At 37.0% G+C, this 14,539-nt stretch carries 11 protein-coding genes and 1 tRNA gene; 10 read left to right on the top strand and 2 right to left on the bottom strand.

The genetic code is table 11. From position 1 onward, the window contains the following. Window positions 1-80 precede the first annotated feature (80 nt). Window positions 81-1,118: an acyltransferase gene (locus EKM64_RS10065; RefSeq protein WP_164505354.1), complete on the bottom strand. Its 1,038-nt coding sequence runs from the start codon at window positions 1,116-1,118 to the stop codon at window positions 81-83. Window positions 1,119-1,247: 129 nt separating this feature from the next. Next, window positions 1,248-1,319, bottom strand: a tRNA-Arg gene (locus EKM64_RS10060). Between the two features lie 218 nt (window positions 1,320-1,537). Here EKM64_RS10060 and EKM64_RS10055 point away from each other — a divergent pair. The 10 genes from EKM64_RS10055 (at window position 1,538) to rnr (ending at window position 14,539) form a co-directional block, all read left to right on the top strand. After that, window positions 1,538-2,584, top strand: a complete 1,047-nt coding sequence (locus tag EKM64_RS10055) for a sugar-binding transcriptional regulator (RefSeq protein WP_125678213.1) — start codon at window positions 1,538-1,540, stop codon at window positions 2,582-2,584. 34 nt (window positions 2,585-2,618) lie between these two features. Continuing rightward, window positions 2,619-3,635 (top strand): type I glyceraldehyde-3-phosphate dehydrogenase, encoded by a 1,017-nt coding sequence (gene gap / locus EKM64_RS10050; protein ID WP_125678210.1) that lies wholly within the window; start codon window positions 2,619-2,621, stop codon window positions 3,633-3,635. Between the two features lie 108 nt (window positions 3,636-3,743). Then, entirely contained in the window at window positions 3,744-4,958 is a 1,215-nt protein-coding gene (locus EKM64_RS10045; protein ID WP_125678208.1) for a phosphoglycerate kinase, read from the top strand. Between the two features lie 19 nt (window positions 4,959-4,977). After that, a complete protein-coding gene (gene tpiA / locus EKM64_RS10040; RefSeq protein ID WP_125678206.1) occupies window positions 4,978-5,730 on the top strand; it encodes a triose-phosphate isomerase in 753 nt (250 codons plus the stop codon). Window positions 5,731-5,811: 81 nt separating this feature from the next. Further along, window positions 5,812-7,113, top strand: coding sequence for a phosphopyruvate hydratase (gene eno / locus EKM64_RS10035; protein ID WP_125678204.1), 1,302 nt, complete (start codon window positions 5,812-5,814; stop codon window positions 7,111-7,113). Window positions 7,114-7,281: 168 nt separating this feature from the next. Next, window positions 7,282-9,507 carry an L-type lectin family protein gene (locus tag EKM64_RS10030; RefSeq protein ID WP_125678202.1) on the top strand — a complete coding sequence of 742 codons (2,226 nt, stop codon included), beginning with the start codon at window positions 7,282-7,284 and terminating at the stop codon, window positions 9,505-9,507. A 68-nt stretch (window positions 9,508-9,575) separates the two neighbouring features. Continuing rightward, complete coding sequence (locus EKM64_RS10025) at window positions 9,576-11,105, top strand: ClC family H(+)/Cl(-) exchange transporter (protein WP_125678200.1); 1,530 nt, start codon at window positions 9,576-9,578, stop codon at window positions 11,103-11,105. Window positions 11,106-11,189: 84 nt separating this feature from the next. Next, on the top strand, window positions 11,190-11,426 hold the full coding sequence (gene secG, locus EKM64_RS10020; RefSeq protein WP_125678198.1) for a preprotein translocase subunit SecG: 237 nt from the start codon (window positions 11,190-11,192) through the stop codon (window positions 11,424-11,426). Window positions 11,427-11,486: 60 nt separating this feature from the next. After that, complete coding sequence (locus EKM64_RS10015; protein WP_125678196.1) at window positions 11,487-12,221, top strand: alpha/beta hydrolase; 735 nt, start codon at window positions 11,487-11,489, stop codon at window positions 12,219-12,221. Window positions 12,222-12,229: 8 nt separating this feature from the next. After that, on the top strand, window positions 12,230-14,539 hold the full coding sequence (gene rnr, locus EKM64_RS10010; RefSeq protein ID WP_125678194.1) for a ribonuclease R: 2,310 nt from the start codon (window positions 12,230-12,232) through the stop codon (window positions 14,537-14,539).

Raw genomic sequence — 14,539 nt, 5'->3', positions numbered from 1 at the left:
AGTCAAAGCAAAAGCACCTCCAAGATTTATTTTCTCAGAAGTGCTCTTATTTATCTGTATCAAATTATATACTCAGTGCCTTATGGCATCACTCTTTTAATATTCTTCCAAATAATATGAAATAAAAAAGCTGACGAGAATGATAAGAGCCATGTTAATAAATAACAGGTTAAAATCCCTAATAGGGGATTGACGAAAGTGATGTTACGTCCACCAAGTTGCCAAATTATTTGTAACCAAAAAACATTGGATAGATAGGATCGATATGCGTATGTAGCTAGAAAGTGAAATAGCGGTAGATATTTGGAGTTAGCCTTGATTTGTTTTATGGCTAGGGTCGTTATCAGTCCAATAACCAACAATGAATATAACGTCATTGAAGGTTTGTAATATGTGGCGTCTGCTAAATGTATTGGAAAACCGAAAGTAAACAATTCGTAATTTGTCCAAACAAGAATTGCGATAAAGGCCAATATTAAATAAGGCCAAGCTACTTTAATGAATTTTTCCAGACTATCACGTTTGATCCAAGCTAAAGTCCCAAATATTCCATAAATTATAAAGCTAATAAATAGTCGATCCAGTAAATACCAATTCTCTTCGTGTACACTGTGAAAGATGGTTAAATCGTAAAAATAAATCCAAAGAAAATATCCAACCGTCGTAATAGCGATTATCAAAGAAGTATAATTAGCGTTTTTGCGAATGAATTTGGATAAAAACCAGAATAATGGCATTAAGATTATGAATTGCAACATCATTGTGTTGTACCATAAATGTGGAGCGGCATTACCGTTTACAAACTGCCAAAGGAAACTGGGCCAATCATGGTAGGAGTTTACTTGTTGCAAATTTGGGAATATCAATAAATATGCTAGGGTCCAAAAAATAGTTGGTACAAATAGTGCTGACCACTGCTTTTTTAGATACTCTTTATAAAGTGGGGGTGTTGTCCTAATGGTTGTATAAAGGATTCCAAATATGAAGACTGGTGCAGTAAACTTAACTAAGTTGTAAAGAATCCCAATTAATATTTGATAGTCTTCATTTGGTTCATTTTTTAGTACTATGCTCAAGACCGTTTGCATCATTACAGCGGTACAAGCAAAGACTTTCATATAGTCTCCGATGTCGGCTGTTTGCTCTTTCAAATGAATCCCTCCCAGATAAAACTATGAATTACAAAAGGTCAAAACCTCAAAGTATATGAAGTTTTGACCTTGTTTCTACTACTATAGTAGTATTGATGCGCCATGCGGGAGTCGAACCCGCATCCCAGGAACCGGAATCCTATGTGCTATCCATTACACTAACAGCGCATGTCCTTATATTATCTCATTAATCGAAAAAAAGTAAATTGGCAAGAAAGCGTAACCATTGTGTTTTTTTGAAACTAAACTCTTGAAAAAATAATAATACCGTATATAATAATCATTGTGCTTAGGAGATGACTTTGGTCATCCGGGCTTTTATTTTTTGAGTACATGGGTCGTAAATAGACATACAGGGACAGAAAAAGTCCCATGGAGTATATCAAATGACTAATAATGAAGATTTAGAATTGCTTGATCTAATTGCTCCGGACTTCATTAAGACTCTGGAAAAGCGATTTAAAATCCTTCAGAGTATTTCACTAATGGAACCTGTTGGGCGCAGAGTGTTAGCCGATGACCTAGATGTGACTGAACGTAGTTTGAGAACTGAAACAGATTTATTGAGGAATCAAGGTTTGATTCTCTCATCAAAATCTGGAATGTCTCTAACCGAAAAGGGCAGCCATGTTGCAAGTGAACTTGGAAAAGTTCTTGCAGGTTATCAGGGTACGGCACTGATAGAAAAGAAATTAAGTCAAAAGCTTGGAATTGCCCGTTGTATTGTCTTACCAGGTAACGCTGATAAACAACATGGAGTGATCGATTCCTTTGGACGAAGACTTAATCAATTACTTGGCTCGCTTTTACCGGAAGGAAATAGTATTATTTCCGTAACGGGTGGAACGACCATGGCACGAGTTGCTCAAAATCTTTCATCTAATTTATCTAAGAATCGCAAGCTATTATTTTTACCAGCTCGTGGAGGATTAGGTGAGTCGGTGATGATGCAAGCAAATAGTGTCTGTGCTGAGATGGCATTGAAAGCGCATGGTCAATACCGTGCCTTGTATCTTCCAGAAGATATAAGTGCTGAAAGTTTTGAATCATTGCAAAAAGAGTCTTCAATTAAGTCAGTTCTTGATTTAATATATAATAGCAATGTTGTTATACACAGCATTGGTACGGCAAGTATCATGGCTGATCGCAGAAACCTCTCTCCAGAAGAGAAAATGAATGTTTTGGACAGTAATGCTGTTTCAGAGGCATTCGGAGATTTCTTTGATCAAAAGGGAAGACTTGTTTATAAGGTACCTAGGATTGGACTTCATGTCCGGGACCTTGATAGAATAGAATATGTGATCGCGATTGCCGGAGGTCAAAATAAGGCTGATGCAATTAAATCATATATGAATAATGCACCTTCTCATACTATTTTGATAACTGATGAAGGTGCCTCAGAGTTGATTTTAAGGGATAACCCTTTAAAATAATATAGTTTTAATTTCCTGAAGGAGGAATTTTTGTATGACTACAAAAGTTGGTATTAATGGATTTGGACGTATCGGTCGTTTGGCATTCCGTCGTATTGCTTCAATCGACACAGATTTGGAAGTTGTTGCAATCAACGATTTGACATCACCTGCAATGCTTGCACACCTATTAAAATATGATACAGCCCATGGTAACTTTAAGGCTGATTCAATCAGTGCTACAGAAAATGCTATCATCGTTGATGGTAAGACAATCCCTGTTTATGCTGAAATGAACGCTGCAGACCTTAAATGGGTTGCAAATGACGGTGTTGACATCGTTCTTGAATGTACTGGTTTTTACACATCATCAGAAAAAGCACAAGCTCATCTTGATGCTGGTGCAAAACGTGTATTGATCTCAGCTCCATCAGGTGACATGGCTACAGTTGTTTACGGTGTAAATGACGATATTCTTACAAATGACGTTAAGATCGCTTCAGCTGGTTCATGTACAACTAACTGTCTTGCACCATTAGCTAATGCCGTTAACAAAGAATTCGGTATCAAAGCTGGTACAATGACAACAATTCACGCATACACAGCTACACAAAAACTTCAAGATGGTCCAGAACGTAAAGGTAATGTTCGTGCTGCACGTGCTGCTGCTGCAAACATTATTCCTCATTCAACTGGTGCTGCTAAGGCCCTTGGTATGGTTGTTCCTGAACTTAAAGGTAAACTTGATGGACATGCACAACGTGTTCCAGTTATCACAGGTTCAGTTACAGAATTAGTAACAACACTTGACAAAGAAGTTACAGTTGACCAAGTTAATGCTGCTATCAAGAAGTATACTGACAACAACCCTTCATTCGGTTACAACGATGATGAAATTGTTTCATCTGACGTTATCGGTACTTCATTCGGTTCAGTATTTGACCCAACACAAACACAAATCGTTGGTTCAGGTGATGGCCAAGTTGTAAAGACTGTTGCTTGGTATGACAACGAATCAGGATTTACTGCACAAATGGTTCGTACACTTGAAAAATTTGCTACATTAAACTAATTTAATTAGTTTCTAGCAAACAAACAGACTAATTTAATGAATTAAATTGGCGGAGGGAGATAAACTCCTTCCGCTATTTTTTTAAGATAATTATTTGGAGGATTTATAATGGCCAAACTTATTGTTTCTGACGTGGATGTAAAAGGCAAGAAAGTCTTAATGCGTGTAGATTTCAATGTTCCAATTAAAGATGGTGTTGTCGGAGATACAAACCGTATCGTAGGTGCTATCCCAACAATCAAATATGTATCTGAGCAAGGTGGAAAGGTTATCTTACTTTCTCACTTAGGTAGAATTAAGAGTGATGAAGACAAGAAAGCTTTGTCATTGAAGCCAGTTGCTGAAAAGTTACAAGAGTTAAGTGGCATGTCAGTTAAGTTCGTACCAACTAACGAAGGTAAAGAACTTGAAGATGCTATCAGTGAACTAAATGATGGCGATATCTTATTGATGGAAAATACTCGTTTCCAAGATATCGACAACGACTTTGGTAAACGTGAAAGTAAAAATGATCCAAAACTTGGTGAATACTGGGCATCACTTGGTGATGTATTTATCAACGATGCTTTTGGTACAGCTCACAGAAGCCATGCCTCAAACGTTGGTATTTCAACAGCCATGAAGGCTGCTGGTAAGCCAGTTGCTGCTGGATACTTGATGGAAAAAGAAATCAAGTTCTTAGGTAACGCTGTTGCCAATCCTGTACACCCATTTGTAACAATTCTTGGTGGTGCAAAGGTTTCAGATAAGATCGGTGTTATTGAAAATCTTATTCCAAAATCAGACCACATTATTATTGGTGGTGGTATGGCATATACATTCTTGGCTGCTCAAGGTCACAAGATTGGTAAGTCATTGTTCGAAGAAGACAAAGTTGAACTAGCTAAGGACCTCCTTCAAAAAGCTGGTGACAAGATTGTTCTTCCTGTAGATCATATCATTGCTAAAGAATTCTCAAATGATGCTAAAGCAACAACTACTGATGGAGTTGATATTCCTGATGACGAAATGGCTCTTGATATCGGACCTAAGTCAGTTAAATTGTTCCAAGATACTCTAAAGGGTGCCAAGACTGTTGTATGGAATGGACCAATGGGTGCATTCGAAATGAGCAACTTTGCTAACGGTACACTTGAAGTTGGACGTGCAATGGGTAACTTGTCAGATGCTATTACTATTGTTGGTGGTGGTGATTCTACTGCTGCTGCTAAGAGTCTTGGTATCGCTGACAAGCTAACACACATCTCAACTGGTGGTGGTGCTTCTCTTGAATATCTTGAAGGTAAAGTATTACCTGGTATCGATTCAATTTCCAACAAATAATTAAAGGAGAATTTAATTTATGCGTACACCTATTATTGCGGGTAACTGGAAGATGAACAAAAATCCTCAAGAAACCCAAGAATTTCTAGAAGCTATCAAAGGTAAGTTGCCAGAATCTGGCGTAGAAGCTATTATTGGTGCTCCTGCTATTGATTTGAACGCACTTACATGGTTCTCAAAAGACGAACCACTTAAGACAGCTGCTGAAAACTGTTACTTCGAAGACGCCGGTGCTTTCACTGGTGAAACTTCACCAAAGGCTCTTTCAGATATGGGTCTTGACTATGTAATTATTGGTCACTCAGAAAGACGTCAATACTTCGCTGAAACTGACGAAGATATCAACAAGAAGGCACATGCTATTCTTAAGAACAACATGCTACCTATTATCTGTTGTGGTGAAACATTAGAACAACGTGAATCTGGCAAAGCTGAAGAATGGGTAACTGGTCAAATTGAAAATGCTGTTAAGGGCATCTCTGATGATGACTTAGCAAAATCAGTTGTTGCTTACGAACCAATCTGGGCTATCGGTACTGGTAAGACTGCTACTGCTGATCAAGCACAAGAAATGGTTCATGTAATCCGTGAAAAGATTGCTAGTTTGTATGATGCAGATACTGCCGATAAAGTACGTATTCTTTACGGTGGTTCAGTTAAACCTGCAAATGTTAAAGAATTAATGTCTAAAGAAGATATTGATGGTGGACTTGTTGGTGGTGCCAGCATGGATCCTGAATCATTCTTAGCATTAGCAAACTTTCAAAAATAATAACTAATTGTTATATGTATTTTAATCAATAAAAAGGTTAAAATTAGCTTGTATTAAAATCATAAAGGAGATTTTTAAAATATGTCTGTAATTACTGATATTTTAGGTCGCGAAGTTCTTGACTCACGTGGTAACCCAACTGTTGAAGTTGAACTATATACTGAATTAGGTGGCTTTGGCCGCGGAATCGTTCCATCAGGTGCTTCTACTGGTGAACACGAAGCTGTTGAATTACGTGATGGCGACAAATCACGTTTTGGTGGCAAGGGTGTTCTTAAAGCCGTTGCTAACGTTAACGACAAGATTGCTAAGAAAATCGTTGGTATGGATGTTACTGACCAAAGAGCTATCGATCAAGCTATGATCGAATTAGATGGTACAGAAAACAAGGGTAACCTTGGTGCAAATGCTATCTTAGGTGTTTCATTAGCTGCTGCACGTGCTGCTGCTGACGAAATTGGTCTTCCATTGTACGAATATCTTGGTGGTCCTAATGCTCACGTATTGCCAACACCAATGATGAACGTTATCAATGGTGGTAAGCATGCTGATAACAACGTTGACTTCCAAGAATTTATGATCGTACCTGTTGGTGCAAAATCAGTTCACGAAGCTGTACGTATGGGTTCAGAAACTTTCCAATCACTAAAATCATTGCTTAAAGACCGTGGTCTAAACACTGCTGTTGGTGATGAGGGTGGATTTGCTCCTGACCTTGAGAACAACGAAGCTCCTTTCAAGATTTTGGTTGAAGCTATCGAAAAAGCTGGTTACAAACCTGGCGACGATATCGCTATTGGCTTTGACTGTGCTTCATCAGAATTCTACAACACAGAAACTGGTAAATACGATCTTAAGGGTGAAGGCGAAAATGGTGCCAGCTTAACAACTGACGAATTTATCGACTTGCTTGACGGAATCGTTGAAAAATACCCAGTTATCACAATCGAAGACCCACTTGACGAAAACAACTGGGAAGATTGGCAAAAAGTTACAAAGGCTCTTGGTAAGAAAGTACAACTTGTTGGTGATGACTTGTTCGTTACAAACACTGACTACTTGAAGAAGGGTATTGAAATGGGAGTTTCAAACTCTATCCTTATCAAACTTAACCAAATTGGTACACTTACAGAAACATTTGAAGCTATCGAAATGGCTAAAGAAGCTGGATTCACAGCTGTTGTTTCTCACCGTTCTGGTGAAACAGAAGATACAACAATTGCTGACCTTGTTGTTGCTACAAACGCAGGTCAAATCAAGACTGGTTCAATGAGTCGTACAGACCGTATTGCTAAATATAACCAATTGATGAGAATTGAAGATCAACTTGGTGACCAAGCTGAATATAAAGGTATCAAGAGTTTCTATAACTTAAACAAATAATTGATATTTGAATTAAGACTGTCTTACGACAGTCTTTTTTTATGCAATAAATTAAATTATAATCAAAATATTAAAAATAAAATCGCAAAATATGGTTTATAAGAATGCTTACATAATGTAGAATATCCTAAAGAAATCAAATATTTATTTAATCACACGGGGAGGGCCATGAGATCAAAAATAAATAGACGATATATAGGCATATTGATAGTATTCTTTTGTATTTATTCAATTGGTTTTATACACGTAAAAGAAGTTAAGGCTGATAGTGACTTAGATTCGGCAATTAATGGTGCGCCTCAGGGGCTTAACTTAGATGATATTTTTTCTCCGGGAACTTTTTCTGGAAATGTCTCTAAAGTTGTTGATATCAATAATGTTAATGTTACTGATACGGAGGCGGTTCAAATAAATAATGGGAAAAATCAGATTGGTTCCATTTGGTCAACAGACAACAATTACTTTGATTTAAATAAAAATCAGACAATGTCAATGTGGATGTATTTTGGTAATTCCAGTTCATCTGGAGAAGGTATGGCCTTTGTTTTACAAAATGATTCCCGAGGTTTGGCCGCTATTTCAACTGATTTATGGACCGGTATATGGGGGAATACTAAAAAGCCGACAGGAGGAGAAAGCTTAGGTGTTTGGGGTGTGGATACACATTCTGATATGAGTGATACTTCAAAATTTGCCACAACTGCGATTCAAAATAGTTGGGCTTTAGAGTTTGATACTGCTATTAATGCCACTGATTCATATAGTGGGGCAGGGACAGCGGGCTCATTTGACGTTCCGGTGTCTAATGCCAACCAGCATATTGCGGCTAATTATCCTGGAGAGGCCTCTTCATACTATACTCAAACAAAGTCGATCGGATGGCCAATAACATTTAGTAGTTATTATAATTATCTAAATCATAATGGTTTGATTGATAATGTTGGATTAACAAATGGATCGTGGCACCATTTAACCATATCGTGGATTCCAGGTGAATCTAAAATTGGTACAATGACATATACATTTGACGATGTTGACTCTGATGGGAGTACTAATGATGATGCTCCTTCAAAGAATTTTGAAATAGATACCAGTAAGTTAAATTCTAGTGATGGTAAGGTCAGATGGGGATTTACCGGGACCACGAGTAGTCGTTATGAAAATAATTTAGTTATTTTTGAAACTATTCCGGATTTAGTAAATGCTGAAATTGATCCATCAATATTTGATTTAGTTCAAAATCAAGAAATCAAAGAGGGGGATACGGTAATTTCAGGTGATATTATCAATGTTTCATACGATCTCAAATATCTTGATGGCCGACGAGATTGGAAAAATATAGTTGCTAATATACACCTACCAGGGATGGCTCCCGATCCTGATGCTGAAGATCCATCAACAGCTGAAAGAAGCAACATTACGTACACTAGTGCCACAATTACTTACAATAATGATACAAGTTCCACTGAGAAAATTTCTTTAAATGGAATGACGGATAATCAGATAAAATATGCTTTGACAAAAAATCTTTCGACGACTGATCCTGTTGCTAAAATTGAATTCACTGGAGCAGCTGAAGTAAATCGTGATACAGATATCCCAGAAGTTACTTCAACTTTTAATTCAACCAATTATATTACCCACGTGGAAACACCAAAATTTAATATTCAATCGGATAAAGGAATAGTAATCGGTTTAACTACGGGAACTAATCAAATAATTAATGTTAATACAGACGCCAAAGTCAGTGGAATAATTTTATATGCCGGTGGAAGTACAACGATAGACAATTCACATTTTACAGTTCATACGGTTTTAAATGATGAAGATGGTCCAAATGGTCAAATGAGTACTACTGATGATGGCTTTTTTGGAATCACTGTTAAAGCGGCAGATTTAAAAGCAGGAAAAAATACTTTGGATGTATATGTCACTGATGATTATGGTAATAAATCAAATGTTGTTGAGGTAACGATAACAGTTATTGGGGCCTTAAGCTTTGACGAAGTATCCAATGAATCAAGTTTTAAAACTTTAAATAATTATGGACGACCGGAAATGGTTAAAAGGAATAATGATTGGAAATTATCTGTTAAGGATGAACGTAGTATTGATAGTAAATGGAGAGTGGTCGCAAATGCTACGGAATTGAAAACTGCTAGTGGTGTAGCTTTACAAGGTGGACTGGTTTTTAAGGATAATGATTCAGTGACTTCATTAGTAAATAATGATACGACGATAGCAACGCATGTGAAGACGAATAATAAGACTTCAATAACAGATATAATCAAGTCTTGGAATAAAGATAATGGGATCTTACTAAGGACCACTAGTACAGAACTAGATGGGATTTATAAGGGAACAATAAGTTGGAGTTTATACGATACAATTTGAGGCGACGTTGGGTCGCTTTTTTATTTTGTAAATTTTTAGGTTATACTTTTAGGAACGGGGTGAAATTTATGAAAGTTCTAATAGCAGATAATGATAAGTTAAAATTGACCTTAGGCGGAGTTATCGTGGGGATTTTATCCGGCCTGGTAGTCAGTGCTTTCCGTTGGTCGATTGCTCGTTTATTGGTAGTTTTTCAAAGTGCTTATACGGCAGCCCGATCGAATGTAATTTTAATAGTTGCATTATTAGTTTTAGTAATTGTAGTAGGTTTATTGGTCAGCTGCTTGTTGAAAAAAGAACCTAATATTTCAGGTTCAGGTATTCCTCAAGTTGAAGCTCAGTTGGCTGGAGAAATGGAACTAAAGTGGTGGCCAATTTTATGGAAGAAATTTGTCGGTGGTATTTTGGGCATCGGACCGGGACTATTTCTCGGACGAGAGGGCCCGTCTATCCAGTTGGGCGCCGCGATTGGTCAAGGATTCAGTGAGTTTACCAAAGAAAATGGTGTATCCAAAAGAGTTTTAATTGCCAGTGGTGCCGCGGGTGGTCTGGCGGCCGCCTTCAATGCTCCAATAGCAGGTGCTATGTTCATTTTGGAAGAGGTATATCATAATTTTTCGCCATTAGTTTGGGTAACAGCTTTGGCAAGTTCTGTAAGTTCAAACTTGATAGCATTATATGTTTTTGGATTAAGACCGGTCCTAGATGTTCCATATAAGTTCAGTATGCCAATTAAATATTACTGGCATCTACTATTATTAGGGGTTGTTTTAGGACTACTAGGTCGCTTATATCAAGTCGTCTTGTTATCTATGCCAGCACTGTATTCTAAAACTAGGATTCCTCGAAACTTACAGGGATTGATTCCATTAGTTTTGATCGTGCCAATAGGGATGATGTTTCCCATGTTTATCGGTGGTGGTAATGGAATAATTATAAATTTAACGAATTTGGGGACCAGTTTAAAACTTTTGATTGGTTTGCTAGTTTTACGATTTGTATTCTCCATGATCTCTTATGGATCAGGATTGCCTGGTGGAATCTTTTTACCAATTCTAAATTTGGGAGCAATCATCGGAGCAGTCTATGCAGTGTCAATGCATAGTCTGGGATTGTTACCATTAGCGTTTGAAAGTAATTTGATAATTTTTGCTATGGCGGGATATTTCGCTTGTATAGGTAAAGCACCTTTTACAGCTATTATCTTGGTTACCGAAATGGTCGGTTCATTGAAGCACTTGATGCCTTTAGCAGTTATTTCTTTGATAGCATATTTGGTAGTAGATCTTTTAGATGGTGCTCCAATTTACGAATCTCTGAAAGAACGTTTGAATGTAGATTCGAATTTTTTGAATAAGGCAAGTAAGCTTAACGATCGTTTGGAAATTTCCGTTTTTGAGGGTAGTTCGATCGATGGTAAATATATTCGTGACGTACCCTTTCCAAAGGATATTCTGATTGTGGCAATTTATCGTGGTGAAGCACAAATTATTCCTCGTGGCGATACGGTTATAAAAGCTGGCGATAGATTAGTTACTATGGTGAATGCGGCAAAACGTGCTAAAATGAAGAAGATTATGGAAGATTTGATTAATTGATTGTACTAGAATTTTGGCTTTAATTATGTTATTGTGTTAGAAGTGATTTCAGCTTTAAACACCATGAACGGAGGTTTTTATAAGGTGTATAACGTTATTGAAATAGCCTTAGTTATTGTTTCGGTACTTATAGTCATCGCGGTACTAATGCAACCAAGTAAGCAACAAGATGCTTTGAATGCGTTGTCCGGTGGTGGTGGTGATTTATTCACTAAACAAAAAAAGCGCGGTTTTGAAGCCGTAATGGTTAAGGTTACCTATGTTTTACTTGTACTATTTTTTGCATTTTCGATAGTATTGGTATACTTGTCATCTCATTAAAAAACGTATCCTCCTGATGAATCTCAGGGGGTTTTTTATTATCAGGAAGGGAAGAATGTTATGAAAATACTACAACCGAAACCGTTTTTCTTTAATAAAGGAAACAAAGCAGTTATTTTGCTTCATTCCTTTAGTGGAACTCCTAATGATATGCGTTTAATGGGAAGAACCTTGGAACGTAGCGATTATTCAGTTTATGCCCCAATGTTTGCTGGACATGGTACGAGTGAACCATTGGATATTTTGGAGAAGGGTCATCCTGATATTTGGTGGCAGCAAGTGCTCGATGCAATCGAGTTTTTAAAGCAAGAAGGAAAAGATGAATTTTATGTCTTTGGATTATCGTTAGGAGCAATTTTTGCTACAAAAGCATTGGAAGAGTGCCCTGAGGTTAGGATTGGTGGAGTATTTGGATCCCCTTTGTATGCTGATACTTTTGCCAGTGTTAGAAGTGCCTTTTTAACCTATGCCAGAAAAGTTTATGAAATTCATGATATGGATGAAGTTGAATTAGATAAAAAGATGCGTCTAGTAGATTCAAAGATAGATTTAATGTTGACAAACATTAATAAAACAGCAGATACTGTTGCTAATAAGCTTCCGGAATTGGATAAACCATATTTTATTGGTCAAGGAACAACTGATGAAATGGTTGATCCTGAAAAAGCTGGTTTGGTAGCTAAAGATGTAAAAAAAGCCAAATTGCATTGGTATGAGGCTGGACACGTCTTAACAATAAATCACGCTCATAAACAACTTGAAAGTGATTTATTGAAATTTTTAGAAAATAATTGAGGATAGAAATGCCTGATAAAGAAGAAAAATTAATTGCAGATATATTGGAATTTTTCAGAAGTAATCCTGATAAACGATATACATCTGAAAAAATTGAAGATGCCCTGAGACTTCACGGCGCTTCAGCTTTTAAACGTGTTGTTAAGTCATTGGCCGTACTTGAAGGTGAAGGTAAGATTACTTTGACCAATAAAGACGAGTTTAAGATGACACAACAAGATAAAGTTCTAGAAGGAACTTTTAAGGGAAATGACAAGGGATTTGGTTTCGTTCGTTACGACGAAGTTGAACCAGACGCTTTTGTTACTCGTGATAATACATTACATGCCGTTAACGGCGATACGGTTGAGGTAAAAATTACTAAGCCTTCAAACCCTTGGATCGACAAAGGACCTGAAGGAGAGGTTATTAGAATTGTAGAACGTTCACTTACAAAAATTGTTGGTGAATTCTACCCCTATAGTGATACTCAGGTTGAAAAATCTGGTCATTTTGGATACGTTAAGAGTCATGAAAAGAAGATTGCTTCTTATATGATATTTATTTCTAATAAGGGTCTACATCCTCAAATGGGGGATATGGTTCAAGTATCAATTGATGAATATCCTAATGATAAACATCCACAAAGTATGGAAGGAACTGCTTTGGAAGTTTTAGGTAATAAGAATGATCCTGGTGTTGACATTATGTCTATTGTAATTGATAACGACATCAACCCTGAATTTCCTAATGATGTTCTAAAACAAGCTGAAACAATTCCTGATCATGTTTTGGAAAGTGATCGTGTTGGCAGAAAAGATTTAACTGATAATATGGTCATCACAATTGACGGGGATGATTCAAAGGATTTTGACGATGCTGTTGGAGTTGAAAAACTTGCTAATGGTAATTATCACTTGGAAGTTCATATTGCCGATGTAACTAACTATGTTACTGAAGGTTCGGCTTTGGATGAAGAAGCATATGAACGTGGAACAAGTACTTATTTAGTTGACCGAGTTATTCCAATGTTGCCATTTAGATTATCAAATGGTATATGTTCACTGAATCCCGGTGAAGATCGTTTAGCTTTAACCTGCGATATGGAAATTGATACAGAAGGTAATGTTGTTAAACATGATATTTACCCTAGTGTTATTCAATCAAAATATCGTATGACATATAATAATGTTAATAAGATTCTGGACGGAGATCCTGATCTATTGGCTGAATATGAGGATCTAGCACCAACAATCACAGTGATGGCTGAATTGCATAAGATTCTCTTTAACAAACGTCATCTCCGTGGTGCAATTGATTTTGAAGAAACAGAAGCACAAATCATTGTTGATGAAAATGGTAAGCCAATTGATATCAAATTAAGAGAACGTGGTACTTCAGAACGAATGATCGAATCATTCATGTTGGCTGCCAATGAAACAGTTGCTGAGCACTTCAGTTTGAAGCATGTACCATTCTTGTATCGTGTTCATGAAAAACCTGATGATGAAAAAGTTAAAAGATTCTTTGAATTCGTTGCTGCAATGGGTGTTGATGTCAAAGGTAATTTGAAAGAAATTACTCCTAAGATGTTCCAAGGTGTCCTTGCCAAAGTAATTGGTACACCTGAAGAAGCAGTCGTAACTATTATGTTATTGAGAAGTATGCAACAGGCTAGATATTCTGATAATCCACTAGGACATTTTGGATTAGCCGCTAAATACTATACTCACTTTACATCTCCAATTCGTCGTTATCCTGACCTAATTGTTCACAGAATGATTCACAGTTATGCTGAAAATGGTTTTACTGATGATGAGCAGGCTAAGTGGGCTGGAAAACTTAGTGAAATTGCTGAACATTCATCTGGACGTGAAAGAAAATCAATTGATGCTGAACGTGCTGTTGATGACTTGAAGAAAACTGAATATATGGCTGATCAAGTTGGTCAAGAATTTGACGCTGTTGTTGGGTCAGTCACAAGTTTTGGTATGTTTATTCAATTGGACAATACTGTTGAAGGCTTGATTCATATTTCAAATATGAAGGATGACTTCTATGAATATGATGAGAAGAGTATGTCGATGCATGGTCGTGGCACTGGTAAGACTTTCAAGGTTGGACAACCAATCAAGGTAAAACTTATCAGAGCTGACGTAGAACATAGACAAATTGACTTTGAACGTGTTTTGAACAAAGAGGAACAAGAACAAGTCGACAAGCGTGAGGCTGAATTTAAGAAACGTCGTTCTAGCTCTAATCATGGTCGTAGAAATAATCATCATGGTAATAATGATAAGGGACACGGTAAAAGACGCGGTAAATACGAAAGTCGGTGA

The sequence above is a fragment of the Companilactobacillus keshanensis genome (genome assembly GCF_003946205.1).
Classification (GTDB): domain Bacteria; phylum Bacillota; class Bacilli; order Lactobacillales; family Lactobacillaceae; genus Companilactobacillus; species Companilactobacillus keshanensis.
This window is presented reverse-complemented; position numbering and strand designations above follow the sequence as displayed.